The sequence below is a fragment of the Microbacterium sp. Y-01 genome (assembly GCF_003856715.1).
Lineage (GTDB): Bacteria > Actinomycetota > Actinomycetes > Actinomycetales > Microbacteriaceae > Microbacterium > Microbacterium algeriense.
The window spans coordinates 2,955,049-2,981,575 of sequence record NZ_CP024170.1 but is presented as its reverse complement, the minus strand read 5'-3'; the positions used below and the strand labels follow the sequence as shown (position 1 = coordinate 2,981,575).

20 protein-coding genes and 1 tRNA gene are annotated in these 26,527 nt (G+C 69.5%); 15 read left to right on the top strand and 6 right to left on the bottom strand.

Going from position 1 to position 26,527, the window contains the following annotated elements:
• Positions 1–22 precede the first annotated feature (22 nt).
• From pta to CSX12_RS14175, 13 genes are all read left to right on the top strand, one after another.
• Positions 23–2,140 carry a phosphate acetyltransferase gene (pta, locus tag CSX12_RS14235; protein WP_124896219.1) on the top strand — a complete coding sequence of 706 codons (2,118 nt, stop codon included), beginning with the start codon at positions 23–25 and terminating at the stop codon, positions 2,138–2,140.
• Positions 2,137–3,357: an acetate kinase gene (locus CSX12_RS14230; RefSeq protein WP_017201474.1), complete on the top strand. Its 1,221-nt coding sequence runs from the start codon at positions 2,137–2,139 to the stop codon at positions 3,355–3,357. Before pta ends, CSX12_RS14230 begins: the two co-directional genes overlap by 4 nt.
• Before the next feature lie 100 nt (positions 3,358–3,457).
• Positions 3,458–4,216 carry an HAD-IA family hydrolase gene (locus tag CSX12_RS14225; RefSeq protein WP_124896218.1) on the top strand — a complete coding sequence of 253 codons (759 nt, stop codon included), beginning with the start codon at positions 3,458–3,460 and terminating at the stop codon, positions 4,214–4,216.
• Complete coding sequence (locus CSX12_RS14220; protein ID WP_124896217.1) at positions 4,213–6,720, top strand: glycosyl hydrolase family 65 protein; 2,508 nt, start codon at positions 4,213–4,215, stop codon at positions 6,718–6,720. Before CSX12_RS14225 ends, CSX12_RS14220 begins: the two co-directional genes overlap by 4 nt.
• Before the next feature lie 44 nt (positions 6,721–6,764).
• On the top strand, positions 6,765–8,981 hold the full coding sequence (locus CSX12_RS14215; RefSeq protein ID WP_206427098.1) for a DNA polymerase III subunit gamma and tau: 2,217 nt from the start codon (positions 6,765–6,767) through the stop codon (positions 8,979–8,981).
• The gene (gene recR, locus CSX12_RS14210) at positions 8,981–9,574 is read left to right on the top strand and encodes a recombination mediator RecR (protein ID WP_017201469.1); all 594 of its coding nucleotides are present in this window, start codon (positions 8,981–8,983) and stop codon (positions 9,572–9,574) included. The genes CSX12_RS14215 and recR overlap by 1 nt, the downstream gene beginning before the upstream one ends.
• Positions 9,571–10,488 (top strand): DMT family transporter, encoded by a 918-nt coding sequence (locus CSX12_RS14205; protein WP_124896215.1) that lies wholly within the window; start codon positions 9,571–9,573, stop codon positions 10,486–10,488. Before recR ends, CSX12_RS14205 begins: the two co-directional genes overlap by 4 nt.
• A 206-nt stretch (positions 10,489–10,694) precedes the next feature.
• The gene (locus CSX12_RS14200) at positions 10,695–11,975 is read left to right on the top strand and encodes an aspartate kinase (protein ID WP_026049624.1); all 1,281 of its coding nucleotides are present in this window, start codon (positions 10,695–10,697) and stop codon (positions 11,973–11,975) included.
• Positions 11,976–12,553: 578 nt separating this feature from the next.
• Positions 12,554–13,624, top strand: a complete 1,071-nt coding sequence (locus tag CSX12_RS14195; RefSeq protein ID WP_017201466.1) for an aspartate-semialdehyde dehydrogenase — start codon at positions 12,554–12,556, stop codon at positions 13,622–13,624.
• A gap of 88 nt (positions 13,625–13,712) precedes the next feature.
• Positions 13,713–15,185: a malate:quinone oxidoreductase gene (locus CSX12_RS14190; protein ID WP_017201465.1), complete on the top strand. Its 1,473-nt coding sequence runs from the start codon at positions 13,713–13,715 to the stop codon at positions 15,183–15,185.
• Positions 15,186–15,193: 8 nt separating this feature from the next.
• Positions 15,194–15,847, top strand: coding sequence for a thymidine kinase (locus CSX12_RS14185; RefSeq protein WP_124896214.1), 654 nt, complete (start codon positions 15,194–15,196; stop codon positions 15,845–15,847).
• 118 nt (positions 15,848–15,965) lie between these two features.
• Positions 15,966–16,688 carry a GntR family transcriptional regulator gene (locus tag CSX12_RS14180; RefSeq protein WP_124896213.1) on the top strand — a complete coding sequence of 241 codons (723 nt, stop codon included), beginning with the start codon at positions 15,966–15,968 and terminating at the stop codon, positions 16,686–16,688.
• A gap of 9 nt (positions 16,689–16,697) precedes the next feature.
• The gene (locus CSX12_RS14175) at positions 16,698–17,978 is read left to right on the top strand and encodes an alpha-hydroxy acid oxidase (RefSeq protein ID WP_124896212.1); all 1,281 of its coding nucleotides are present in this window, start codon (positions 16,698–16,700) and stop codon (positions 17,976–17,978) included.
• A gap of 25 nt (positions 17,979–18,003) precedes the next feature.
• Here the strand turns inward: CSX12_RS14175 and CSX12_RS14170 are convergent, their stop codons facing one another.
• From CSX12_RS14170 to CSX12_RS14150, 5 genes are all read right to left on the bottom strand, one after another.
• On the bottom strand, positions 18,004–18,846 hold the full coding sequence (locus CSX12_RS14170; RefSeq protein ID WP_124896211.1) for a DUF1295 domain-containing protein: 843 nt from the start codon (positions 18,844–18,846) through the stop codon (positions 18,004–18,006).
• A 53-nt stretch (positions 18,847–18,899) separates the two neighbouring features.
• Entirely contained in the window at positions 18,900–19,655 is a 756-nt protein-coding gene (locus CSX12_RS14165) for an HAD-IIB family hydrolase (protein ID WP_124896210.1), read from the bottom strand.
• A 108-nt stretch (positions 19,656–19,763) separates the two neighbouring features.
• A tRNA-Pro gene (locus tag CSX12_RS14160) sits at positions 19,764–19,840 on the bottom strand.
• Positions 19,841–19,897: 57 nt separating this feature from the next.
• Complete coding sequence (locus CSX12_RS14155; RefSeq protein WP_124896209.1) at positions 19,898–20,839, bottom strand: metallophosphoesterase; 942 nt, start codon at positions 20,837–20,839, stop codon at positions 19,898–19,900.
• On the bottom strand, positions 20,830–23,391 hold the full coding sequence (locus CSX12_RS14150) for a transglycosylase domain-containing protein (RefSeq protein WP_225855745.1): 2,562 nt from the start codon (positions 23,389–23,391) through the stop codon (positions 20,830–20,832). Before CSX12_RS14150 ends, CSX12_RS14155 begins: the two co-directional genes overlap by 10 nt.
• Positions 23,392–23,478: 87 nt before the next feature.
• Between CSX12_RS14150 and CSX12_RS14145 the strand changes: the two genes are divergently transcribed.
• Both CSX12_RS14145 and CSX12_RS14140 read left to right on the top strand, forming a co-directional pair.
• Positions 23,479–23,703, top strand: coding sequence for a hypothetical protein (locus CSX12_RS14145; RefSeq protein ID WP_017201457.1), 225 nt, complete (start codon positions 23,479–23,481; stop codon positions 23,701–23,703).
• A complete protein-coding gene (locus CSX12_RS14140) occupies positions 23,700–24,158 on the top strand; it encodes a RidA family protein (protein WP_124896208.1) in 459 nt (152 codons plus the stop codon). The genes CSX12_RS14145 and CSX12_RS14140 overlap by 4 nt, the downstream gene beginning before the upstream one ends.
• A 112-nt stretch (positions 24,159–24,270) precedes the next feature.
• Here CSX12_RS14140 and acs read toward each other — a convergent pair whose 3' ends face one another.
• Positions 24,271–26,238 (bottom strand): acetate--CoA ligase, encoded by a 1,968-nt coding sequence (gene acs, locus CSX12_RS14135; RefSeq protein ID WP_124896207.1) that lies wholly within the window; start codon positions 26,236–26,238, stop codon positions 24,271–24,273.
• Positions 26,239–26,527: the final 289 nt, after the last annotated feature.

Sequence of the window (26,527 nt, the reverse complement as noted above, 5' to 3'; positions counted from 1 at the left end):
GGACCCCACCTAAGCTGGGGTCGTGGCGCGAAGCATCTACATCACCTCGGCCGAAGGCCATACCGGCAAGTCGACGATCGCCCTCGGGGCGCTCGACGCCCTGATGCGCGTCTCGCCGCGGGTCGGCGTGTTCCGCCCGATCGCCCGCTCGGTCGAGGAGCGCGATGAGATCCTCGAACTCCTCCTCGCCCATGACGGCGTGCAGCTGGCGTACGACGACTGCATCGGCGTGACCTACGACGACGTCAGGGCCGACCCCGACGCTGCGCTCGCCACGATCGTCGCGCGCTTCAAGGCCGTCGAGGCGCAGTGCGACGCCGTCGTGATCGTCGGCAGCGACTACACCGACGTGGGCAGCCCCGCCGAGCTCGGGTTCAACGCCCGGATCGCCGCGAACCTCGCCGCCCCTGTGCTCCTCGTGCTGAGCGGTCGCGACCAGCAGCGCCAGGCGGAGCAGCTCGGCACCACGACGGCGAGAGCCGCCGCGGCCGTCGGCCAGATCGGCGCCCTCGCCCTGTCCGAGCTCGCCGCCGAGCGCGCCGAGCTCTTCGCGGTCGCGGTGAACAGGGCCGACCCCGAGGCGCTGGACGAGGTGGTCGATGCGGTCAGGGCGATCCTCCCGGAGCCCCGCACACCGGTGTGGGCCATCCCGGAGGACCGCGCGCTCGTGGCTCCCTCCATCCGCGGCATCCTCACCGCCGTCGACGGCACGCTGCTGAAGGGAGACGACGATCGGCTCACCAGGGAGGCGCTGAACATCGTCGTCGCCGGCATGTCGATGGTCAACGTCCTTCCCCGCCTCACCGAGGAGGCGGTCGTGGTGATCCCCGCCGACCGCACCGAGGTGCTGCTCGCGGCCCTGCTCGCCGACTCCTCCGGCACGTTCCCGCGCATCGCCGGCATCATTCTGAACGGCCCCTTCCCGCTGCCCGAGCCGATCGTGCGGCTGCTCGACGGCTTCGCCTCGTCGGTGCCCATCATCACGACCGACCTGGGCACCTACGACACCGCGGTGCGCGTGATGAGCACCCGAGGCCGTATCTCCGCCGACTCGCGCACCCGCTACGACCGGGCCCTGGGACTGTTCCAGGAGCACGTCGACGTCGCCGAGCTCACCACGCAGCTCGGACTCGCGCAGTCCCACGTGGTGACGCCGCTCATGTTCCAGTACGGGCTGATCGAGAGGGCGCGCGCCGACCGCAGACGCATCGTGCTGCCGGAGGGCGACGACGACCGCATCCTGCGCGCCGCAGCGACCCTGCTCGCCCGTGACGTCGCCGACCTGACGATCCTGGGCGACGAGACGGCCATCCGCGCCCGTGCCGCCGAGCTCGGCGTCGACCTCACCGCCGCGCAGGTGCTCAGCCCGAACGATCCCGAGCTCGTGGAGCGCTTCGCCGCCGAGTACGCGCGGCTGCGCGCCCACAAGGGCATCACCGTGGCGCAGGCGGCCGACACCGTGACCGACGTGTCGTACTTCGGCACGATGATGGTGCACCTGGGCCTCGCCGACGGCATGGTGTCCGGCGCTGCGCACACCACGGCGCACACCATCCGTCCCTCGTTCGAGATCATCAAGACCAAGCCCGGCGTGAACGTGGTCTCCAGCGTGTTCCTGATGGCGCTCGCCGACCGCGTGCTCGTGTACGGGGACTGCGCGGTGATCCCCGACCCGACCAGCGAGCAGCTCGCCGACATCGCGATCTCCTCCGCCGAGACCGCGCGCCAGTTCGGCATCGATCCGCGCGTCGCCATGCTCTCGTACTCGACCGGGGAGTCCGGATCCGGCGCCGACGTCGACAAGGTGCGCGCCGCGACCGCCCTGGTGCGCGAGCGCGCTCCTGAGCTGCCGGTCGAGGGCCCGATCCAGTACGACGCGGCCGCGGACGCCGCTGTCGCGAAGGCCAAGCTCCCCGACTCGACCGTGGCGGGACGCGCGACGGTGTTCGTCTTCCCCGACCTCAACACGGGCAACAACACCTACAAGGCGGTGCAGCGCTCCGCCGGCGCGGTCGCGATCGGACCCGTGCTGCAGGGGTTGAACAAGCCCATCAACGACCTGTCCCGTGGGGCGCTGGTCGACGACATCGTGAACACGGTCGCGATCACCGCGATCCAGGCCCAGGCGGATCAGAGATGAGCGCGATCCTCGTCATCAACAGCGGGTCCTCGTCGCTGAAGTACAGCCTGATCGACATCGAGCAGGAGAACCTGCTCGCGAGCGGACTCATCGAGCGCATCGGGCAGGAGGCCAGCCCGGTCTCGCACACCGTCCGTCCGGAACCCGGTGGCGGTGCGGTGCCCACCGTGCTCGACGCCACCCATCGCAGCGAGCGCCCGATCGCCGATCACGCCGCCGCGTTCGAGATCATGCGCGAGCAGTTCGCGACGCACGGCCCGTCGCTCGAGCGGCACCGCCCCGTCGCGGTCGGGCATCGCGTGGTCCACGGGGGCGCCCGCTTCTACGCGCCGACGCTCATCGACGCCGACGTGGAGCGGCAGATCGACGAGCTGGCGGTGCTCGCGCCGCTGCACAACCCTGCGAACCTCGCCGGGATCCGCGCGGCACGAGAGGTGTTCGACCAGGTGCCGCATGTCGCCGTGTTCGACACAGCGTTCCACCAGACGCTCCCGCCGGCGGCGTACACGTATGCGATCGACGCGGCGCTCGCCGCGGAGCACCGCGTGCGTCGTTACGGCTTCCACGGCACGAGCCACCAGTACGTGAGCGAGGCGGCGGCGGCGTTCCTCGGCCGCGACGTCGCCGATCTCCGGCAGATCGTGTTCCACCTCGGCAACGGGGCCTCCGTCACCGCGATCGACGGCGGGCGATCCGTGGAGACCTCGATGGGCCTGACCCCGCTCGAAGGCCTCGTGATGGGCACCCGCTCCGGCGACCTGGACCCCGCCGCGCTGGTGCACCTCTCCCGCAGGGCCGGCTACTCGATCGACGACCTCGACGCGCTGCTCAACACGCGCAGCGGGCTGGCCGGACTCGCCGGGCGCAGCGACATGCGCGACATCCTCGCCGGCATGGCCGCAGGGGAGGACGACGCCACCCTCGCGTTCGACGTCTACGTGCACCGGCTCCGCGCCTATGCCGGCGCGTACATGGCACAGCTCGGCGGCGTCGACGTCATCTCGTTCACGGCAGGAGTCGGCGAGAACGCGGCGGCGGTGCGCGCGGCGGCGCTGGCCACGCTCGGCTTCGCCGGCGTCGTCGTCGACCCCGCACGCAATGAGGCCAGGGAACGCGGCATCCGCCGTATCTCGGCCGACGCATCGACCGTGACGGTGCTCGTGGTGCCGACGGACGAAGAGCTGCAGATCGCCAGGCAGACCGCCCAGCTGCTCTGATCCGCTCGCGGGGGTTACCGCGTGGCGCGCGACCCCATTACGCTGGCACAGTGGCACGGAGAGGTGCCGACCCGACAATCGCCCTTCTCCTGGAGGCTCTGTGCCAGAAGCACTGCCCGACCTGTTCCGCGCCGACGGTGTGCTGTTCGATCTCGACGGCGTTCTGACCCCGACAGCCGAGGTGCACATGCGCGCCTGGAAGGCCGTCTTCGACGACGTCTTCGAGCGCTGGGGGATCACTCCGCCCTACAGCGACGCCGACTACTTCGACTACGTCGACGGCAAGAAGCGCTACGACGGCGTCGCCAGCCTCCTGCACAGCCGCAACGTCGAGGTGCCCTGGGGCGAGGTCGACGACGACCCGTCGGCCGAGACGATCTGCGGCATCGGGAACCGCAAGAACGCGGCCTTCGCGGCATCGCTGCGCGGACAGGGGATCGCGCCGTACCCCGGTTCCCTCGCGCTCGTCGAGAGCCTGCACGAGGCGGGCATCCCCCTCGGCGTGGTCTCCAGCTCCAAGAACGCCGAGGAGGTGCTGGCGGCCGCCGGCATCCGCTCGTTCTTCCGCGTCGTCGTGGACGGCGTGGTCGCCGAGCGCGAAGGACTCGCCTCGAAGCCCGCCGCCGACATGTTCGCGGCCGGCGCCGCCGCCCTCGGCGTCGATCCGACGCGGTCCGTCGCCGTCGAAGACGCGACCTCGGGTGCGGCGTCCGCGGCGGCCGCCGGATTCGCGACCGTGGTCGGCGTCGACCGCGGTGCCGGGGCTGACGCCCTGCACGCTGCCGGCGCGACCGTCGTCGTCGAGGATCTCCTCGTCTTCGTCCCCTCCGCACAGACCGATACCCCGGAGACCGCATGATCGACCGCGACCGCTTCCCCGTCGACCCCTGGCGCCTGATCGAGACGCGCTACTCGGAGGAGGGCGTCGGCGAGACGCTGTTCTCGGTGGGCAACGGCTATCTCGGTCTGCGCGGCAATCACATCGAGGGCCGCGGTGCGCACGAGCACGGCACCTTCATCAACGGACTGCACGAGACGTGGCCGATCCGCCACGCCGAGCAGGCCTACGGCTTCGCCGAGGTCGGACAGACGATCGTCAACGCCCCCGACGCGAAGGTCATGCGCGTGTACGTCGACGACGAGCCGATCTCGCTCGACGACGCCGACGTGCGGGAGTTCGCCCGCTCGCTCGACATGCGCACCGGCGTGCTCGAGCGCCGGGTCGTCTGGGAGACGCCGTCCGGCAAGCGGGTCCGGATGCGCGACCAGCGGCTGGTGAGCTTCGAGGAGCGCCACCTGGCCGTGCTGCGCCTCGAGGTCGTCGTGGAGAATGCCGACGCCCCCGTCACGATCAGCTGCCAGCTGCTGAACCGCCAGGACGGCGCCGGCGTCTACGCCGGAACGCCCCTCGGGACGAAGGGAGCGGGCTTCGACCCGCGGAAGGCCGAGAAGATCGCCGACCGCGTGCTGGAGCCGGCCGAGCACTGGCAGGACGGCATGCGCTCGGCGCTGTCGTATCGCGTCGCGGATTCCGGCATGACGGTCGCGGTGGTCGCCGACCACATCGTGGAGACGGAGAACTCCTACAACCACCGCACGCTGGTCGAGCCGGACATCGCGAAGGACGTCTTCCGCGTGCAGGCCAAGGCGGGCGTGCCGATCACCCTGACCAAGCTCGTCAGCTACCACACGTCGCGCGGCGTGCCCCCGCGCGAACTCGTCGACCGCTGCCGTCGGACCTTGGACCGCGCGGCGGATCAGGGCGTCGAAGCGATCTTCCGGCAGCAGCGGGAATGGCTCGACGCGTTCTGGGAGCGCAGCGACGTCCGCATCGACGGGCGCGACGACCTGCAGCAGGCCACCCGCTGGTGCCTGTTCCAGCTGGCGCAGGCCTCCGCCCGTGCCGACGGCGCCGGAGTGCCGGCGAAGGGCGTCTCGGGCTCCGGCTACAGCGGCCACTACTTCTGGGACACCGAGATCTACGTGCTCCCCTTCCTCACCTACACGTCGCCGCGCTGGGCGTACAACGCGCTCCGCGCCCGCGTGAAGATGCTGCCGGCCGCACGTCGTCGCGCCGCGCAGCTCAACGAGGCCGGCGCGCTCTTCCCCTGGCGGACCATCAACGGCGAGGAGGCTTCGGCCTACTACGCCGCGGGCACCGCGCAGTACCACATCAACGCCGACATCAGCTTCGCTCTGGGCAAGTACGTCCGCGCGACGGGCGACGAGGCGTTCCTTCGTCGGGAGGGCGCCGACATCGCGATCGAGACGGCCCGGCTCTGGGCGACGCTCGGCTTCTGGCGCGGATCGCGCCTGGTCGGCGAGTCGGGAGCGGGCGACGGCATCGAGACGTTCCACATCCACGGCGTGACCGGTCCGGACGAGTACACGACCGTCGTGAACGACAACCTCTACACGAACGTCATGGCCCGCTACAACCTGCGCTACGCCGCGAAGGTCGTGCGCGAGATCCGCGAGAGCTTCCCGGAGGACTACGTCAAGCTCGTCGAGCGCACCGGTCTCGGCTCGGGTGAGGCGGAGTCGTGGGAGCGCGCAGCGGAGGCGATGTACATCCCGTACAGCGAGGCGCTCGGCATCCACCCGCAGGATTCGCTGTTCCTCGAGCGCGAGGTCTGGGATCTGGCGAACACCCCGGCGGATCAGCGTCCGCTGCTGCTGCACTTCCACCCGCTGGTGATCTACCGCTTCCAGGTGCTCAAGCAGGCCGATGTCGTGCTGGCGCTGTTCCTGCAGGGCAACCACTTCACCCCCGAGGAGAAGAAGGCCGACTTCGACTACTACGACCCGCTGACCACGGGCGACTCCACGCTATCGGCTGTCGTGCAGTCGATCCTCGCCGCCGAGGTGGGCTATCAGGACCTCGCGCAGAAGTACTTCGAGCAGTCGCTGTTCGTCGATCTGCACGACCTGCACCACAACGCGGCGGACGGCGTGCATGTGGCATCCGCCGGCGGCGTGTGGACGGCGCTGGTGTGCGGCTTCGGCGGCATGCGCGACTACGCGGGGGATCTCAGCTTCGACCCGCGGCTTCCCGCTGCGTGGCCGTCCCTGTCGTTCCCGCTGCAGTGGCAGGGCTCCACCCTGCAGGTGACGGTGACGAAGGACGAGCTGCGGGTGCAGGTGCGCACCGGCCCTCCCGTGCCCTTCAGCGTGCGGGACACCGCGTACATCGCCACCGTCGAGGACGAGGTCGTCGTGCGGCTCGCCGATCAGGGTCCGCTGCTGCCGGGGCGTCCGACGCTGCGCCAGCTGACCGAGGCCTGGCGCGAGGACGGCACACGCATGTCGGCGTCCGTTCCCGTGATCACCACCTCGATCCCGGTGATCGAGCCGATCGACTGAGGCCGGGCCCGCCGAAGGTCGGTGGCACGCCGTAGGCTGGTCTGGTGACCACAGCCCTCTACCGCCGCTACCGACCCGAGGCCTTCGGCGAGATGATCGGGCAGTCCCAGGTGACCGATCCGCTGATGACGGCGCTGCGCGGCGACCGCGTCGGTCACGCGTACCTCTTCTCGGGTCCGCGTGGCTGCGGCAAGACCACTTCGGCGCGCATCCTGGCACGCTGCCTGAACTGCGCCGAGGGGCCCACAGACACCCCGTGCGGCACCTGCCCCAGCTGCGTGGAGCTCTCCCGCGCCGGCGGAGGTTCGCTCGACGTGGTCGAGATCGACGCCGCGAGCCACAACGGCGTCGACGACGCGCGCGACCTGCGCGAGCGCGCCACCTTCGCCCCGAGCCGCGACCGCTACAAGATCTTCATCCTCGACGAGGCGCACATGGTGACGCCGCAGGGCTTCAACGCGCTGCTCAAGCTCGTCGAGGAGCCGCCGGAGCACGTGAAGTTCATCTTCGCGACGACCGAGCCCGAGAAGGTCCTCGGCACGATCCGGTCCCGCACGCACCACTACCCGTTCCGACTGGTCCCGCCGGCAGCGATGCTGGAGTACGTCGAGAAGCTCTGCGCCGAAGAGGGCGTGGTCGTCGAGCAGGGCGTGCTCCCGCTCGTGGTGCGGGCCGGCGGCGGCTCTCCTCGTGACACCCTGTCGCTGCTCGACCAGCTGATCGCCGGCTCCGACTCCCCGGCGGGGTCCGAGACCGTCACGGTCGGCTATGCGCGCGCGGTCGCCCTGCTGGGCTACACGCACGCCGCGCTCCTCGACGAGATCGTCGACGCACTGGCGGCCGGAGACGCCGCTGCCGCCTTCCCCGCGATCGATCGCGTGGTGCAGACCGGCCAGGACCCGCGTCGCTTCGTCGATGACCTGCTCGAGCGGCTGCGCGACCTGATCGTGATCGCCGCCGTGGGTGCCGGCGCCTCCGCCGTGCTGCGCGGCGTCGCGGAAGACGACCTGGAGCGCATGCGTCGCCAGGCCGAGGAGTTCGGGGCCGCTCGTCTGTCGCGCACCGCCGACGTGGTGAGCGCGGCGCTCGACGACATGTCCGGTGCGACATCGCCCCGGCTGCATCTCGAGCTGATGGTGGCGCGTGTGCTCTCCGCTGCGACCCAGACCCCCGCGGCGGTCCCTGCACCCGAGCGCGTCTCCGCCCCGGTGTCGGCGGCTGCAGCGCCTGCACCGACCCCGGCGCCGCCCGTCGTGACGGCGGCCCCTCCGACGCCCGCACCCGCCCCCGCGCCTGCTCCGGCGGCTGCTCCGGCGGCTGCTCCGGCGGCGGCGGAGACCCCCGCTGCGCCGGCGTCCGCCCCGACCGCATCCGCGACGGAGCCGACCGCGTCCGCACCGGAGGCCGCTCCGGCGCCTGTGGTTCCGCAGGGCCCGGTCACCGTGGAGCGCATCCGGAAGGTCTGGCCTGCGGTGCTCACCCGCCTCGAGGGCATCAGCCGCACATCCTGGCTGCTGGCCACGGCTGTGCAGCCGCTGGCGTACGACACCGACACCGAGGTCCTGACCCTGGGCTTCACGAGCCAGCACGATGTCGCGAAGTTCAAGGGCACGACTCCGGGGTCTGGGCCGTCCGACCACCTGCGCTCGGCGATCGAGCAGGAGCTCGGTGTGCGGGTGAAGTACCTTCCCGCGCCCATGCCGGCGGGGGGAGCGCCACGGCAGCCCGCGTCGAACGGTTCCGCTGCCCCGGCCGATCCGGCTCCTGCATCGGAGCCTGCGTCAGCGGGTTCTCCGCGCTCGCAGGTCCGCGGGGCGTCCGCTCCCGCCGTGACGGAGTGGGCGGTCGCGCCCATTCCCACGACGCCGGAACCCGCTTCGCCCCGCCCCGCCGCGCCCTCATCGCCGCTCCCGGTCGACGAGGAGCCGGAAGAGGTGGAGGCGGCCGCCTCCGCTCCGTCCCCGCCCTCCGACGGCGCGGTCGACCGCGACGAGCCTCCGCTCCCTGGTGACGACGAGGCGCCGGCGTTCGACGACGAGCCGCCGTACGATCCGTCGTACGAGCCGCCGATGCCTCCGCACACGCCCGCCGCGCCGCGCTCGGCACCCGCGCAGCGCGTCGCGACAGTTCCTCCGGTCGTCATCGAGCGTTCGCCCTCCGTCGGAGGAGTGCAGCGCTACGGTGAAGCTGTGATCCGCCAGGTCCTCGGCGCGACGTTCCTGCGCGAAGAGCCCTACGAGCCCCCGACGAGGTTCTCCTGATGTATGACGGCATCGTTCAGGAGCTGATCGACGAGTTCGGTCGGCTCCCCGGCATCGGACCGAAGTCCGCCCAGCGGATCGCATTCCACATCCTGCAGACGCCGACGTTCGACGTGGCGCGTCTCGCCGAGCTGCTCAGCGAGATCCGCACGCGCGTGCGGTTCTGCGAGATCTGCGGCAACGTCGCCGAGCAGGAGCGGTGCGCGATCTGCCGAGACCCGCGGCGCAGCCAGGCGCTGATCTGCGTGGTGGAAGATGCCAAGGACGTGGCCGCGATCGAGCGGACGCGCGAGTTCCGCGGTCTCTACCACGTGCTCGGCGGGGCGATCAGTCCCATCGCCGGCATCGGACCGGACGATCTCCGCATCGCGCAGCTGATGACCCGTCTCGCCGACGGCACAGTGCAGGAGGTCATCCTCGCCACCAACCCGAACCTCGAGGGCGAGGCCACGGCCAGTTATCTGAGCCGCCTCCTGACGACGATGCAGATCACCGTGTCGCGCCTCGCCTCCGGGCTGCCGGTGGGCGGCGACCTCGAGTACGCCGACGAGGTCACCCTCGGCCGGGCGTTCGAGGGCCGGCGCGTCCTGTGACCCCGAACGCGGGCTTCTCGCGTCGAGGGTGGCTGCTCTTCGGGGCCATGGCCCTGCTGTGGGGTGTGCCCTACCTGTTCATCAGCGTCGCGGTGGAGTCGTTCTCGCCGCCCGCCATCGTCGCGGGGCGCACCCTCATCGCGGCTCTGCTGCTGCTGCCGTTCGCGCTCCGCAGCGGCGCCCTGCGTGCGGCGCTGCGGCACTGGCCCTGGGTGCTCGCGTTCGGCGCGGTCGAGATGGCGGGGCCGTTCCTGCTGCTCGGGCATGCTGAGATGACGCTCCCGTCCGGGATGACCGGCCTGCTCGTGGCCACGGTCCCGCTGTTCGCCGCCCTGATCGCGCTCGGCGGTGGCGACCGCGGGGTGCTCCGTCCCGCCCGCGGGATCGGTCTCCTCGTGGGGTTCGCCGGTGTCGCGATCGTGGTCGCCGGCCCCGGTCTCTTCGGTGGCGAGGTCAGTCTCCTCGCTGCTGGTGAGGTGCTGCTGGTCGCCGTGCTCTACGCGATCGCGCCCTTCATCGTGGCGCGCAAGCTCACCGACGTGCCGTCGCTCGGCACCATCACGCTGTCGCTGCTGATGATCGGGATCCTGTACCTGCCGATCGGCCTCCTGACTCAGCACGAGGTGCCGACGCTGCCGTCGATCGCGGCGCTGCTCGCTCTCGCCGTGATCTGCACGGCCGTCGCGTTCCTGGCCTTCTTCGCGCTCATCCGCGAGGTGGGTCCGGTGCGTGCGCCGCTGTTCACCTACGTGAATCCGGTGGTCGCGATCCTCCTCGGCGCGATCGTCCTCTCCGAGCCGCTGACCCCTGGCCTGCTCCTGGGGTTCCCGCTCATCATCGTGGGCTGCTGGTTCGCCGCCACGGGAGGCCGCCTCCGCCCCGTGGCCCCCACCGCCCTCCCGCCCGCCCTCTGACCCCGCCCCGCCCCCGACCCCTTCGCCGAGTGCACGGCTTGCCGCCGAGTGCACGGCTTGCGCGCGCCGCGTTCCCGTGCACTGGGCGCGAACCCGTGCATTCGGTGACAGCCGAGAGGGGAGGAGGGGTCACATGCGCGGCGGGGCATACGCGCCGATCGTAGAATGAGCGTGGGCGGATCCGCCCGACATCCCAGGGAGTGATCGTGGCCCTCATCGTGCAGAAGTACGGCGGCTCATCCGTCGCCGACGCAGAGAGCATCAAGCGCGTCGCCAAGCGCATCGTCGACACGCGTCGTGCCGGACACGACGTCGTGGTCGCCGTGAGCGCGATGGGCGACACCACCGACGAGCTGCTCGACCTCGCGAACGAGGTCGCACCCATCCCGGCTCCGCGCGAGCTCGACATGCTCCTCTCCAGCGGTGAGCGCATCTCGATGGCGCTGCTGGCGATGGCCATCCACTCCATGGGCTTCGAGGCGCGTTCGTTCACGGGCAGCCAGGCGGGCATGATCACCGACTCGCAGCACGGCGCTGCGCGCATCGTGGATGTCACACCCGTCCGTCTTCGTGAAGCCCTCGATGAGGGCGCGATCGTGATCGTCGCCGGTTTCCAAGGCTTCAACCGCGACACCCGTGACATCACCACGCTCGGGCGCGGCGGTTCGGACACCACGGCGGTCGCTCTGGCAGCCGCCCTCGGCGCCGACGTGTGCGAGATCTACAGCGACGTCGACGGCATCTTCACCGCGGACCCGCGCGTGATCCCGAAGGCGCAGAAGCTCGATCACGTCTCCAGCGAGGAGATGCTCGAACTCGCCGCCAACGGCGCCAAGGTGCTGTACATCCGCGCCGTCGAGTACGCCCGCCGTCATGGCGTCCTCATTCACGCTCGGTCGACGTTCTCGTCGGCCGAGGGCACATACGTTCTGGGCGAGGGTATGAAGAACCCTCGCGAAGCCGAGGGAGCAGTCATGGAAGAACCGATCGTCGCCGGCGTCGCCACCGACTTCAGCCAGGCCAAGATCACGGTCGCGGGTGTGCCCGACGTTCCGGGCAAGGCCGCCGAGATCTTCAAGATCGTCGCGAAGTCCGGCGCCAACGTCGACATGATCGTGCAGAACGTGTCGGCCACCGGGCGCACCGACATCTCCTTCACAGTCCCCAAGGCGGATGCCGCGGCGGCACTCAAGGCCCTCGCCGGTGAGCAGACCGAGGTCGGCTTCCAGAATCTGATCCACGACGACCAAATCGGCAAGCTGTCCGTGGTCGGCGCGGGGATGCGCACGCACTCCGGCGTCTCGGCGACGCTGTTCGAGGCGCTGTCCGCCGGCGGCATCAACATCGAGATGATCTCCACCTCGGAGATCCGCATCTCGGTGGTGCTGCGCGACACCGACCTGACCGAGGCCGCCCGCACGGTGCACACCGCCTACGGCCTCGACGGCGACGCGGAGGCCACCGTCCACGCCGGCACCGGCCGCTGACCGCCCGCCGCATCAGGCGCTCCGCCCACATCAGGCACCTGGGCTGCGTTCCTGCCTGTTCTCGCGGATCTGCCTGATTCCGCGCGTCGAGTGCGCCCGCGTCGGGCAGTCCACCCGCATCTGGCAGTCCACCCGCATCAGGCAGTCCACCCACATCAGGCAGTCCACCCGATTCAGGCAGCCCACCCACATCAGGCGGTCCGCCCGCATCAGGCACCTGGGCTGCGTTCCTGCCTGTTCTCGGGCTATGCCTGATTCCCCGCGACAGGGGCTCAGCCCGCGTCTGACGGCAAGCCCGCATCAAGGCGCTCCGTATCAGGCAGCCTGCCCGCATCAGGCAGCCTGCCCGTATCAGGCAGCCTGCCCGCATCAGGCAGGTGGGCCGCGTTCCTGCCTGTTCTCGTGGGATTGCCTGAACCGGCGGCGGTGCGAGCGGCGGCGCGTCACGAATGACCCGGCGGTACTCGGGGGCGCGATAGACTCGCCGAAACCCTGACACCGGCGCCAGGCGCAGCATCAGCATCCCGACGCCGCGCCCGAAGCCTCGTACGCAGTACCGCACGACGCCAAGGAACATCATGACCCGCATCTCCGAATCAGGACTCTCCGTCGCCATCGTCGGCGCCACCGGCCAGGTGGGCACCGTGATGCGCGAGATTCTCGCGGAGCGTTCGTTCCCGATCCGCGAGCTGCGGCTGTTCTCCTCGTCCCGTTCTGCGGGCACCGCGATCGAGTTCGGGGGAGCCACCGTCATCGTCGAGGATGTCGAGACCGCGGATGCGGCCGGCATCGACATCGCGCTGTTCTCGGCCGGGGCCACGGCCAGCCGGGCCTACGCCCCGCGGTTCGCCGAGGCCGGTGCGGTCGTTGTCGACAACTCCAGCGCCTGGCGCATGGACCCCGAGGTCCCGCTCGTGGTGAGCGAGGTCAACCCGCACGCGATCGACGACCGCCCGAAGGGCATCATCGCCAACCCGAACTGCACCACGATGGCTGCCATGCCGGTCCTCAAGGTGCTCGATGCCGAGGCCGGACTCGAGCGTCTGATCGTCTCCACCTACCAGGCCGTGTCCGGGTCGGGGCTCGCCGGCGCGCAGGAGCTGCTCGGTCAGGTCGAGGGAGTCCTCGCGCAGGGGGACACGCTTCGGCTGGTGCACGACGGCTCCGCGATCGACTTCCCCGAGCCCGAGAAGTACGTCGCGCCGATCGCGTTCGATGTGATCCCGTTCGCGGGCAACCTCGTCGATGACGGGGACAACGAGACCGACGAGGAGAAGAAGCTCCGCAACGAGAGCCGGAAGATCCTCGAACTGCCCGATCTCCGTGTCGCAGGCACGTGCGTGCGCGTCCCGGTGTTCACGGGCCACTCCCTGACGATCCACGCCGAGTTCGCCCGCGACCTGACGCCGGAGCGCGCCCGCGAGATCCTGAGCGCGGCGCCCGGCGTCGTGCTGGATGAGGTGCCGACGCCGCTGCAGGCCGCCGGCAAGGACCCGAGCTTCGTGGGTCGCATCCGCGCTGACCAGTCCGCACCGGAGGGGAAGGGACTCGTGCTGTTCGTCAGCAACGACAACCTCCGCAAGGGTGCGGCGCTGAACGCCGTGCAGATCGCCGAGGTGCTGGCTCAGCGTCTGGCCGCCGTCGCCTGACCGCTGGGCTCGTGCGGTTCCGCAGCGCCCAGGCCGTCGCCTGACCGCGATGGTCTGCGGTGCCGTGGCCGCGAACTAGACTGTTCGGGTGACTGAAAACGTCGATGTCGTCCTGATCGGCGGTGGCATCATGAGCGCCACCCTGGGTACTCTGCTGCACGAGCTGCAGCCGGAGTGGAAGATCGTCGCCTTCGAGCGACTCTCCGATGTGGCTCAGGAGAGCTCGAACCCGTGGAACAACGCCGGCACGGGCCACGCCGCCCTGTGCGAGTTGAACTACATGCCCCAGCAGGGGGATGCGCCGCTGGACCCGGCCAAGGCCGTGTCGATCAACGAGCAGTTCCAGCAGAGTCGCCAGTTCTGGTCCTCTCTCGTGGAGAAGGGTGTGCTCGACGCGCCGTCCACGTTCATCAACGCGACGCCGCACATGACGTTCGTGCGGGGCGAGAAGGACGTCGCCTACCTCAAGAACCGCTACGAGGTGCTCAAGGAGCAGCCTCTGTTCGCGGGGATCGAGTACAGCGAGGACTCTCGCGTCATCAACAAGTGGGCGCCGTTGCTGATGCAGCAGCGACGCAAGGGCGAGCCGTTCGCCGCGACGCGCGTCCCCGCCGGGACGGACGTCGACTTCGGGGCCCTGACCCACCAGCTGTTCGATCACCTCCGGAAGTCGGGCGTCTCGGTGCGGACGAATCACGAGGTCAAGTCGCTCAAGCGTCAGAAGGACGGATCCTGGCTGGTCAAGTACCGCACGACGATCGGTCGCACGCCGAACGACATCCGCGCGAAGTTCGTGTTCGTCGGAGCGGGTGGCTGGGCGCTGAAGCTCCTGCAGAATGCCGGCATCCCTGAGATCAAGGGCTACGGCGTCTTCCCGATCGGCGGCCAGTTCCTGAAGACCACCGATCCCCAGATCGTGGCGCAGCACAAGGCCAAGGTGTACTCGCAGGCGTCGGTCGGCGCCCCGCCCATGTCGGTGCCGCACCTCGACACCCGCGTGGTCGACGGCGAGGCGTCCCTCATGTTCGGACCGTTCGCGACGTTCAGTCCGAAGTTCCTCAAGAACGGCTCGATGTTCGACATCGTGTCCCAGGTGCGGGCGCACAACCTGCTGCCGATGCTGCAGGTGGCCGTGAAGAACCCCGATCTCATCACGTATCTGATCAGCGAACTGCTGAAGAATCACGCCAAGAAGGTCGACAGTCTGCGCACGTTCATGCCGACGGCGAAGGACGAGGACTGGACGCTGATCAACGCCGGTCAGCGCGCCCAGGTCATGAAGAAGGACCCCAAGAAGGGCGGAGTCCTGCAGTTCGGCACCGAGGTCGTCGCCGCGGCGGACGGCTCGATCGCGGGTCTGCTCGGCGCCTCGCCTGGCGCATCCACCGCGGTTCCGATCATGCTCGACCTGCTGAAGCGCTGCTTCCCGGACGAGTACCCCGGCTGGGAGCCCGAGCTCCGTGCGCTGATCCCGACCTTCGGCAAGAAGCTCAACGCGGACCCGGCGCTCGCGGAGCAGTCGACCGAAGCCACCGCGGCCGCGCTCGGCATCAACGTCTGAGGCGCGCCGTGGCGAAGCTCTACTTCCGCTACGGCGCGATGAACTCGGGCAAGTCGACCGCCCTGCTGCAGGCCGCCTACAACTACGAGGAGCGCGGCCAGCACGTGCTGCTCGCGAAGCCCGCCATCGACACGAAGGGCGCGGGGGAGATCGAGAGCCGGTTGGGCGTCACCCGCCCCGTCGACTTCCTGATCGCACCGGAGGAGGACGCGCGAGCCGTGTTCGCTGAGCACCGCGCGCGCATGCAGCAGGCGTCGGACGACGAGCTGCTGCCGGAGGGGCCCAGCGATGTGGCGTGCCTGCTGATCGACGAGGCGCAGTTCCTCACGCCGACGCAGGTCGACGATCTCTTCCGCATCGCCGTGGAGGACGGCATCCCCGTGATCGCATACGGCATCCGCAACGACTTCCTCACCCACGCGTTCCCCGGCTCGGCGCGACTGCTCGCGATCGCGCACTCGCTCGAGGAGCTCAAGACGATCTGCCGCTGCGGTCGCAAGGCGGTGTTCAACGGACGTGTCGTCGGGGGACGCTTCGTCTTCGACGGCGACCAGGTCGCGATCGACGAGGGTGCGACCGGATCGGCATCGCCCGAGGTGACGACGTACGAATCGCTCTGCGGCACGTGCTACCTCGAGGAATCCGGCGGGCGCCTGGGCTGACGCCGTCGCGAACACTCCCGACCCTCGTACCGCCGCTCGGGGGCGTCCTGATGAGCGCGCCCCGTTTGCGTGGTCTGACCACAGGGGAGTACGCTGTGGTCTGACCACAGGAGGCCGCATGTCGGAGCAGCCAGCGCGCGCATGGCGACTCGTGCTCGAGCACATCGAGCGCGACCTCCTCGAGGGGCGCCTCGGGCCCGGCGACCGGTTGCCTTCCGAGCGTGACCTGGCGACGGAGCTCGGCGTCGGCCGATCGAGCGTGCGGGAAGCCTTCCGCGTGCTCGAGGTGATGGGACTCATCCGCACCGCGACCGGCTCCGGCCCCCAGTCCGGCGCCATCGTCATCGCGACCCCGACCGGCGGCATGTCGGCGCTGCTGCGGCTGCAGGTCGCCGCTCAGGGCTTCCCGCTGGACGACGTCGTACGCACGCGCCTCGTGCTCGAGGACGCGGTCGTCGCAGCGATGGCCGGTTCCCCAGATCGGGACACGACGCGAGCGCACCGGCTGCTCGAGGCGATGGATGCCCCCGGCCTGACTCCTGCCGAGTTCCTCGCGCTCGACGCGCAGCTGCACCTGTCCCTGGCCGAGGCGAGCGGCAACACCGTCATCGCGGCGATGATGGCGGGCCTCCGCTCCTCGATCGAGTCGTACGTGCAGTCCGGTGTGGCCGCGATCGAGGACTGGGAGGCGATGGCCGCCCGGCTCCGCGCCGAGCACCGCGCCCTGGTCGCCGCGATCGACGATGCCGACGTGCCGGCCGCTCGACGCCTCGTGCACACCCACATCACCGGCTACTACACGTCAGCGGGTCTCACCCGCGCCGCCCATCCCCACGACTGAGAGGTCCCCATGGTCCAGCGTCAGGTCCCCAACCCCCGAGAGCTCCTCGAGCTGATGAAGTTCAAGAAGCCCGAGCTGAACGGCAGGAAGCGTCGTCTCGATGCGGCGCTGACGATCGATGATCTCCGCATCATCGCCAAGCGCCGCACCCCGAAGGCTGCCTTCGACTACACCGACGGTGCAGCGGAGGGCGAGCTGTCGCTGAGCCGCGCGCGCCAGGCGTTCCAGGACGTGGAGTTCCACCCGGGCATCCTCAAGCCCGCTCCCGACGTCGACACGAGCATCGAGATCCTCGGTGGGCCCTCCGCGCTGCCGTTCGGCATCGCGCCCACCGGATTCACGAGGCTCATGCAGACCGAGGGAGAGGTGGCCGGTGCCGGGGCCGCGGCGGCCGCCGGCATCCCGTTCACGCTCTCCACGCTCGGCACGACCTCCATCGAGGGTGTGCGAGACGCGACCCTCAGCGAGCCTCGCGGACCGGTACTGGGACGGAACTGGTTCCAGCTTTACGTCATGCGCGATCGCGAGATCTCGTACGAGCTCGCACGCCGCGCTGCGGCCGCCGGATTCGACACGCTGCAGTTCACGGTCGACACCCCCGTCGCCGGCGCCCGCCTGCGCGACAAGCGCAACGGCTTCAGCATCCCGCCGCAGCTGACTCTGGGCACGATCATCAACGCGATCCCGCGTCCGTGGTGGTGGTATGACTTCCTCACCACACCGAAGCTGGAGTTCGCTTCTCTCAGCACGACCGGCGGCACCGTGGGAGAGCTGCTGGATGCGGCGATGGACCCGACCATCAGCTACGACGATCTCGCCGTCATCCGCGACATCTGGCCCGGCAAGATCGTCATCAAGGGTGTGCAGAACGTCGAGGACTCCGTACGCCTGCGCGACGCGGGGGTCGACGGCATCGTGCTCTCCAACCACGGCGGCCGTCAGCTCGACCGTGCGCCGATCCCGTTCCACCTGCTGCCCGAGGTGCGGCAGGCCGTGGGCGACGATTTCACGGTCATGATCGACACCGGCATCATGAACGGCGCCGACATCGTCGCGGCCGTGGCTCTCGGCGCCGACTTCACGCTGATCGGACGCGCCTACCTGTACGGACTGATGGCCGGCGGACGCCAGGGCGTGGATCGGACGATCGCCATCCTGCGCGGCGAGATCGAACGCACCATGCGACTGCTCGGCGTCTCGTCGCTCGCCGAACTGGAACCGGGACACGTGACGCAGCTCACCCGCCTCGTGCCGGTCACCCGCGCCGCCACCGAGGCCCGCGTCCGCTGACGGCCTCCCGGCGCCGTGGCCCGCGTCAGGACTGCGGAGCCACGGCCCGGGAGCGCGGCGGCCACGGGATGAGCATCGACGTGGTGCGCCGGTACTCCGCGTACGCGGGATACTTCGAGGCGGTGATCGATTCGGTGAAGATCGTCGAGCCGATGAACAGGACGGTGAGCAGGACCGCGCCGACGATCGTCGGATTGAACACGCCGCCGATGACACCCGCTCCCGAGGCGACGGCAGCTGTGGCGCCGATCGCGTAGAACGCCCACCACTGCGCCTGCTCGAAGAAGAAGTTCGGGTGGCGGCTGTAGCGGAAGAGCCCGTCCGTCGCGAAGCCGGGAGCCAGGGTGCCGCCGGCCTGCTTCTTGCGCTGGTGGAAGTTCCACTGCTGCTGGTCCGCGACGGTCTCGCCGACGAGGAAGGCGAGGAACGCGGCGATGAACACCGCATCCCCGACCGTGAGCGCGGACGGATGCTCTGCCGCGACGAGAGCGGGCAGAGTGATGAGCACGAGCAGCGTCATCTGGTAGCAGACGATGAACAGCACGTTGAACACCTGGAACTGCCAGGGGCGCATCCGCTGGCGCAGGATCGCCCACCGGTAGTCCTCCATGCCGGTGTAGCCGCCCTTGCGGGCGAAGTTGAACGTCAGCCGCGCTCCCCAGGCCGTTGCGAGCACACCCATCAGCACCACCCGTGCCGAACCCCGGTCGTCGGCGAAGGCGCCGGCGACGAAGATCCACACGTAGACGACCGGCACGATCGACCACGCCCGGTCCACCCATGAGGTGTCCCGCGTGATCAGCGACAGCACCCAGCACAGAGCGCTGGCGACAGCTGCGACGACGATGACGACGAGGAGCGCATCCATGACGCCATGCTAGGGGCACGCGGGCGAATCGGGGTGCTGCGACGCCCTCGGGGTCACAGCGTGCGCAGCAGCTCCTCGAGCTTGGCGGCGGTGTCCTCCCAGCCCTCGACCGCCACGGACGGAACGCCGATCGCGAGGACCGGATAGTCGTTGCCGCCTTCATCGAGACGGTCGCCGTAGAACAGCATGTCGGTGAGGGGGATCCCCGTGTGGGTCGAGAGCTGCCGCATGCCGAAGGCCTTATCGATGCCCGCCTGCGTGATGTCGATGGACGTGGAGCCGCCGGAGCGCACCTCGAGCCCGGGGAGGCGGGCGGCGACCGCGTCGCGCAGGGCGGCACGCTTGGCGCCCGTCGGGTCCCAGTCGTGCTTCGCCTCGCGGGGGGCACGCTGGCCGAGCGCGGAGAACGTGATCTGCGAGCCGCGGTCCTCGAGGATGTCGCCCCAGGGCTCGGCTTCCCAGAGTCCGAGCCGCTCGGCTTCTTCCCGGAGCGCCGTGAGCGCGGCCCGCTTCTCCGCGGCGCTGAGATCGTGCGCGTACACGGAGGTGAAGTCCGCGCCGTCGTGGCGCAAATACCGGGTCCCGCAGGTCGGCAGGAGGTGCAGGCGGGCGAGATCGGCGGCATCCGCATCGCCGAGACGAGCCACCACCTGGGTGCGGAACTGCGTCTCATTGCCACCCGAGATGATGGCGACGTCGACCGAGCGCAGCAGCGCCACGAGCAGGTCGGCGATCCGAGGGTCGATCAGGCCCTTGGACGGAGCGAGCGTGTCATCGAGGTCGAAGGCGACGAGTGCGGGCGCGGTCATGGTGTCTCCAGCCTAGAAGGTGCACGCCGAGAGGAGCGCGAGGGGAGCGACACGGTCGCGATCCCGATACAGAGAAGGCCGCCCCTGCGGGCGGCCTTCTCGTGTCACTGGTCGGGGTGACAGGATTTGAACCTGCGACCTCTTCGTCCCGAACGAAGCGCGCTACCAAGCTGCGCCACACCCCGTTTTGCAACCCTCCGAGTCTACAGGGAAATGCTCCCTGCGCCGAATCGAGAGTCCGATCAGCTCCGTGCCGTGAGCGTGAGCAGCGTCGCCTCCGGTCGACACGCGAAGCGCACCGGGGCGTAGATGGAGTGTCCGCAGCCGGCGCTCACGTTCAGCGGCACGGTCCGGCCGTCGTGCGACCAGGTGCTGAGCCCCTTCGCCTGGGAGAGCGGGATGTCGCAGTTCGCGACGAGGGCTCCGTATCCAGGGAGGCACACCTGACCGCCGTGCGTGTGTCCGCCGAGGATCGCGTCCGCACCCAGGTCGATGAACCCGTTGAGCACACGCTGGTAGGGCGCGTGAGTGACACCGAGCATCGCCGTTGCGTCGTCGCGCGGGCCCAGGGCGGCGATCGCGTCGGGGAGGTCCTCGAGGCGATCCCAATCGCGGTGGGCGTCGTTGACCCCGAAGAGAGCGATCTCGCGCCCGCCGACGGCGAGCCGGGCTGCGGCGTTGTTCAGATCGGTCCAGCCCAGCTCGTCCGTGAAGTACGCGTCCATCGCCTCGGTGTCGAGGAGCGGCGGATCCTGCTTCTTCTTCGACGGGCCGAGGAAGTAGCGCAGCGGGTTGCGGGGGGAGGGGGCGGTGACGTCGTTCGAGCCGTGCACGAACACCCCGGGGATGCCTGCGAGCGGAGCGAACGCCCGGCGGATGCCGTCGAGGCCGTCGCGGTGGCCCAGGTTGTCACCCGTGTTCACGATGAGGTCGGGCTTGAACTCGGCGAGCGAGGCCAACCAGTCCTGCTTGCGGTGCTGCCACGGTGCCATGTGGGCGTCCGAGACGTGCAGGATGCGCAGCGGAGCGGAGCCCGCCGGCAACGCCTCCGCGGACACCTCGCGCACCGTGAAGAGGTAGCGTTCGATGCCGATTCCCCAGACCGCTGCGGCCACACCCGCGGCCCCCACCGCGCCGAGCGCGATGAGGGCCGGGTGTGCCGTGCGGCCTGCGTCTAGTCGCATGAGACCTTGACCGGCGTCGACTTGGTCGCCGCGGTGTTCGCCGCGGGATCCGTCGCCGTCACGGTCGCGCCCTTCGCGTTGCAGGAGCCTTCGAAGTCGATCGACGTGAAGCCGGCGGCGATGAGCGCAGCTCCCGCAGCGGCCTGCGATTGACCGGTGACGTCGGGCACCGAGGCTCCGAGGCCGTTGCTGGGCGAGATCGTGATGGTCGCGCCTGCGGCCGCCTGCCCCGAAGGATCCTGCGCGACGATGATGTTGGTCGGCTGGTCGCTGTCGGTCGGCTGACCCACCGACACCGAGAACCCGGCACGGTCCAGCGTCGCGGTCGCCTCTTCCACCGTTTGCCCGATGACGTTCGGAACGTCGACGCGCACCTGACGGATGAGGTTGTTGTCCGGCTGCGGGAACGGGTCGCCGCCGTACGCCATGTTCGCCGCGTGCTGGGCTGCCTCCGCGAGCGGGTACCGCACCTCGTTGAGCCTGTGGCTGCCGGTCCACACGTTGAAGACGTTGTCGTGGTTTCCGTTCGAGCGCCCGGCCCACACGGCGGTGGCGACCTTCGTGCTCGACTCGATCATCATCGTCGACCAGAGGTCGTGCGTTCCGGTCTTGCCGATCAGTGGGGTGCCGTCGAACGGGTTCGCCCGAGCTCCGGTTCCGCCGCTGGCCATGACGCCCTGCAGGGCGTACGCCGCGGTGGCCGCGACCTCCTTGCTCAGCACGCCCTCGGTGCAGCTCGACTTCGGGAGCGGTCGCTCCTTGCCGTCGGCGTCGATCACCTTGTCGATCGCGCGCGGTGTGCAGTACGTGCCGCCGCTGGCGACCGTCGCATACGCGTTCGCCATCGCGATGGGCGAGATGTTCTTCGGTCCCAGGATGTCGTACGGCACGTTCTCATCGGTGACCTTGCCGCCGTTCGCAAGGGTGACACCCATCTTGTCGGCGACCTTGTTGATGTCGCAGACGTCGAGCTTCGAGGCCATCGCGAAGAACCCGCTGTTGAGCGACTGGGCGGTGAAGTTCATGACGGAGCCCGTGTAGCCGCGGGTGCGACCGAAGTTGCCGATCTTCGACGTGTCGGTGGTCTGTGGGACCTCGCAGACCGGGATCTTCAGGTTCGTCTGCACGGCGCCGTTGAGCACCTCGCGCACCGAGTGCCCCTTCTCGAGCCAGTCGATGAGGGTGAACAGCTTGTACGTCGATCCGACCTGGAAGCCGCCCGAGTTGCCGTATTTCTGATCGCCGGCGAACACCAGGGAGGAGTACGCCTGATCGTCGGTCGGGGTCTCGAGGAACTGGGTGTTCTGCGTGATCGACAGGATGCGGCCGGTGCCGACCTCGATCGACACGCCTGCGGCGCCGAAGTACTTGTTGTCGAAGTTCGCGGGGACGACGTCGGCCATGGTCTGGGCGGCCGGGTCCTGGACGCGGAAGTCGAGAGAGGTGTAGATCTTCAGGCCACCGCGGCGCAGCAGATCGCTGCGGTCCTTCTTGGTGGCGCCGAAGGCCTCGTCGTTCTCGACGATCGACTTCACGTACTGGCAGAAGTAGGCGTTTCGGCCGGCGCCGGCGCAGCCCTGCGTCGGCGTCGTGATCGTCGGGGTGATCTCCGATGCATCCGCCTCGTCGTACTGCGCCTGCGTGATCTTTCCGTCAGCCAGCATGCGGCCGAGCACGTAGTGGCGACGGTCCTTGGTGTCCTTGTATCCGTCCGCCTCGCCGTTGTGCGCGACACCTTCCTTGTCGGTGTAGGTGCCCTCGCGCTTGTCGATCCGGTAGGTGTTCGGGTTCTGCACGATGCCGGCGAGCGTGGCGGCCTGCGCCACGGTGAGGTTCGCGGCCGACGTGGAGAAGTAGTAGCGCGCGGCGGCCTCGATGCCGTACACCGTGCCGCCGAAGTTGGCGATGTTCAGGTAGCCGAGGAGGATGTCGTTCTTCGAGACGTCCTTCTCGATCTGGATCGCGTAGCGCATCTCCTGCAGCTTGCGCTCGATGCCCTCAGCGCCCTTCGCCTGTGTGGCCTTGGTCCAGCACGCCTGCAGGTCCTCGGAGTACGTGTCGGAGGAGGTGTCCACGTCCTTCTCGCACTCCTGGATCAGCACGTTCTTCACGAACTGCTGGCTGATGGTCGAGGCGCCGCGACTCGAGGTCTGGCGCACGTTGTCGACCAGTGCCTTCACGGTGGCGCCGATGTTGATGCCGCCGTGGCTGTAGAAGTTCTTGTCCTCACTCGAGAGGATCGCGTCGTACAGCACGGGAGCGACCTGCTCGTAGGTCACCGGGACGCGGTTCTGCTCGTAGAAGGATGCCAGTTCGACCGTCGAGCCGTCCGGTGCCGTCGCGTAGATCGTCGACTGCTCCATCGGCGTGCCCGGGTTGAGGTTCTCCGGGAGCTGATTGAAGAGGGTGAGGGCCTGGGTGCCTGCGAGACCGGTCATCGCGAGGACCGGGGTGACGCTGGCCGTGACGAGGAGTCCGGCGACGGCGCTCAGGCCGACGAGCCCGACGAGACCGCCGAGCACGCCTCTCACCGTGCGATTCTTTTGGGGCATACGCTGATCGTAGGGGAGTTCCCTGAATACCGCCTTTGACGAGGCGCCCCGGAATTCCGGTGTCGCGCCCCGACCGACAGGAGTGCCATGACCACGTGGGAGTACCTCACCACGCCGCTGCTGATCCACAACACGGCAGCCATCCTCAACAACTGGGGCAAGCAGGGCTGGGAGCTCGTGCAGGTCGTGCAGGGGCCGGAGGGCGGTCTCGTCGCCTACCTGAAGCGCCCGGTCAGCACGGATGCCTCGGCGAACGCCGGTCTCGCCGCCGCCGAGCAGGCAGCGCGTCAGTTCGAGGGAGGCCAGGCATGAGCGTCGCCGCCCGCCTCACCGAGCTCGGCATCGAGCTCCCCGCCGTCGCCGCTCCGGTCGCCGCGTATGTGCCCGCGGCCGTCCACGCCGGACTCGTCTACACGTCGGGACAGCTGCCCTTCGTCGACGGCGCGCTCCCGGCCGTCGGCAAGGTCGGCGCCGAGGTCTCCGCGGAGGATGCGAAGTCCTACGCCCGCACCTGCGCCCTCAACGCGCTCGCAGCCGCAGCCGACGCCGCCGGTGGCGTCGACCGCATCGCCGGCGTGCTCCGGGTCGGCGGATTCGTGGCGTCGGCAGAGGGATTCACGGGTCAGCCGGGTGTCGTCAACGGCGCCAGCGACGTCCTGGGCGAGATCTTCGGCGACGCGGGACGCCACGTGCGTGCGGCCGTCGGCGTCGCGGAGCTTCCGCTCGGCAGCCCGGTCGAGGTCGAGGTGACCTTCCTCCTCGCCTGATGCTTCGACAGGCTCAGCAACCCACGGTTCGCTGAGACCCCGGGCAAATGTCGAGACCCCCTGTTGCAGACGTCTGCAGCAGGGGGTCTCGGCGTTGACCCGGGGTCTCGCGTTACTTCACCTGCGCCGAGATGATGCTCATCACCGCGGTGTCGGCGAGAGTCGTGGTGTCTCCGACCTCCCGGCCTTCCGCGACGTCGCGCAGCAGGCGGCGCATGATCTTGCCGGAGCGGGTCTTCGGCAGCTCGCCGACGATGTACACGTCGCGCGGACGGGCGATGGCGCCGATCTGCTCTCCGACCCACAGTCGCAGCTGCTGGGCGAGCCCGGCCGGCTCGTGCTCGGCGAGGTAGCTCTCCTTGATGATGACGAAGGCGACGACCGCCTGGCCCGTCGTCTCGTCGGAGGCGCCGACGACGGCGGCCTCCGCTGTGGCCTCGTGCGCCACGAGCGAGGATTCGATCTCCGCCGTCGACAGCCGGTGTCCCGACACGTTCATGACGTCGTCGACGCGGCCGAGCAACCACAGGTCGCCGTCCTCATCCAGTCGTGCCCCGTCGCCGGCGAAGTAGTAGCCCTGGTCCTCGAACTTCTCCCAGTACGTCTCGCGGAAGCGCTCGGGGTCGCCCCAGATGCCGCGCAGCATGCTCGGCCAGGGTTCGGTGACCACGAGCAGTCCACCGCTGCCGTTGCCCACCTCGACGCCCTGCTCGTCGACCACGTCGATCGAGATGCCGGGAAGGGGCACCTGCGCGGAGCCGGGCTTCGTGGCGGTCACGCCGGGCAGGGCGGACACCATGATGGCGCCGGTCTCGGTCTGCCACCAGGTGTCGACGATGGGGGTCTTTCCGGCGCCGATCACCTCTCGGTACCACATCCACGCCTCGGGGTTGATGGGCTCTCCGACCGATCCGAGCAGGCGCAGCGACGACAGGTCGAACTTCTTCGGGACGCTGCGGCCGATCTTCATGAAGGAGCGGATCGCGGTCGGCGCGGTGTAGAAGATCGAGACCCCGTACTTCTCGATGATCTCCCACCAGCGGCCGGGGTGCGGGGTGTCGGGGGTGCCCTCGTAGAGCACCTGGGTCGCGCCGTTCGCCAGCGGGCCGTAGGTGACGTACGTGTGACCAGTGATCCACCCGATGTCCGCCGTGCACCAGTACACGTCCGTGTCGGGCTTGAGGTCGAAGACGTACTTGTGCGAGTACGCGGCCTGGGTGAGGTAGCCGCCCGAGGTGTGCAGGATGCCCTTCGGCTTCCCGGTGGTGCCCGAGGTGTAGAGGATGAACAGGGGGTTCTCGGCGGGGAAGGCCTGGGCGGTGTGGTCGGGGGAGGCCGCGGGGACCACATCGTGCCACCAGACGTCGCGTCCCTCGGTCCACTCGACCTCGTTCTCGCCGCGCTTGACCACGAGCACGTGCTCCACGGTCTGCTGCTCGCCGTCGCCGCGGTCGGCGAGGGCCTGGTCGACGGCCGGCTTGAGCGCCGAGACCCGTCCCTTGCGGTAGCCGCCATCGGCCGTGATGACGAGCTTGGCGCCCGCGTCGTCGATGCGCGAGCGCAGGCTGTCTGCGCTGAACCCGCCGAACACGACGGAGTGGATCGCGCCGAGGCGCGCGACCGCGAGCATGGAGGCGATGGCCTCCGGGATCATCGGCAGGTAGATCGCGACCCGGTCGCCCTGGCCAATGCCGAGGCCTTCGAGCACGTTCGCGACGCGCTTGACCTCGTCGGTGAGCTCGGCGTAGGTGATGCGTCGGGAGTCGCCAGGCTCACCCTCCCAGTACAGGGCGACGCGGTCGCCGTTGCCCTCCTCGACATGACGATCGAGGCAGTTGTAGGCGACGTTCAGCTCCCCGTCGTCGAACCACTTCGCGAAGGGCGGGGTCGACCAGTCCAGGACCTGCGTGAAGGGCTTGTGCCAGTGCAGCAGTTCGCGGGACTGCTCCGCCCAGAAGGCCTCGCGGTCTGCGGCGGCCCGTTCGTAGAGCTCGGGGGACGAGACGGACTGGGCGACGAATTCCTCCGACGGCGGGAACTTGCGGGTCTCGTCGAGAAGGTGGTCGATCTGGCTGCTCATCGGCAGGCGCTCCTTTGCGGCATACGGGTCTTGCGAGCGTGGTCGAGGGGGGTGGGTCGACCAGGTCAGGGCGAATCTATCCTCGGCTCCCTGCGCCGCATACTGCCGAAAGTGGGTACTCCTCCCGGTTTTGTCAGGACGGTCGCCTTGCGTACACTCGACGACAGCCGAAATCTCATTCCGGCCTTGGCGCGCCCGATTCCCCCGATCGCGGCCCGCCGTGGGCGGCATCTCATTCCCCCCGTGAGATGCCGCCCATTCCATTGGGAGCGCTCTCGGTCTCTGGTCG

What these genes read in the sequence shown, in the direction of transcription:
- CSX12_RS14230 (WP_017201474.1), top strand. Translation starts at nt 2,137, where the DNA reads ATGAGCGCGATCCTCGTCATCAACAGCGGGTCCTCGTCGCTGAAGTAC.
- CSX12_RS14220 (WP_124896217.1), top strand. Translation starts at nt 4,213, where the DNA reads ATGATCGACCGCGACCGCTTCCCCGTCGACCCCTGGCGCCTGATCGAG.
- CSX12_RS14145 (WP_017201457.1), top strand. Translation starts at nt 23,479, where the DNA reads ATGACCACGTGGGAGTACCTCACCACGCCGCTGCTGATCCACAACACG.
- recR (WP_017201469.1), top strand. Translation starts at nt 8,981, where the DNA reads ATGTATGACGGCATCGTTCAGGAGCTGATCGACGAGTTCGGTCGGCTC.
- acs (WP_124896207.1), bottom strand. Translation starts at nt 26,238, where the DNA reads ATGAGCAGCCAGATCGACCACCTTCTCGACGAGACCCGCAAGTTCCCG.
- CSX12_RS14140 (WP_124896208.1), top strand. Translation starts at nt 23,700, where the DNA reads ATGAGCGTCGCCGCCCGCCTCACCGAGCTCGGCATCGAGCTCCCCGCC.
- CSX12_RS14150 (WP_225855745.1), bottom strand. Translation starts at nt 23,391, where the DNA reads ATGCCCCAAAAGAATCGCACGGTGAGAGGCGTGCTCGGCGGTCTCGTC.
- CSX12_RS14180 (WP_124896213.1), top strand. Translation starts at nt 15,966, where the DNA reads ATGTCGGAGCAGCCAGCGCGCGCATGGCGACTCGTGCTCGAGCACATC.
- CSX12_RS14175 (WP_124896212.1), top strand. Translation starts at nt 16,698, where the DNA reads ATGGTCCAGCGTCAGGTCCCCAACCCCCGAGAGCTCCTCGAGCTGATG.
- CSX12_RS14170 (WP_124896211.1), bottom strand. Translation starts at nt 18,846, where the DNA reads ATGGATGCGCTCCTCGTCGTCATCGTCGTCGCAGCTGTCGCCAGCGCT.
- CSX12_RS14195 (WP_017201466.1), top strand. Translation starts at nt 12,554, where the DNA reads ATGACCCGCATCTCCGAATCAGGACTCTCCGTCGCCATCGTCGGCGCC.
- CSX12_RS14165 (WP_124896210.1), bottom strand. Translation starts at nt 19,655, where the DNA reads ATGACCGCGCCCGCACTCGTCGCCTTCGACCTCGATGACACGCTCGCT.
- CSX12_RS14155 (WP_124896209.1), bottom strand. Translation starts at nt 20,839, where the DNA reads ATGCGACTAGACGCAGGCCGCACGGCACACCCGGCCCTCATCGCGCTC.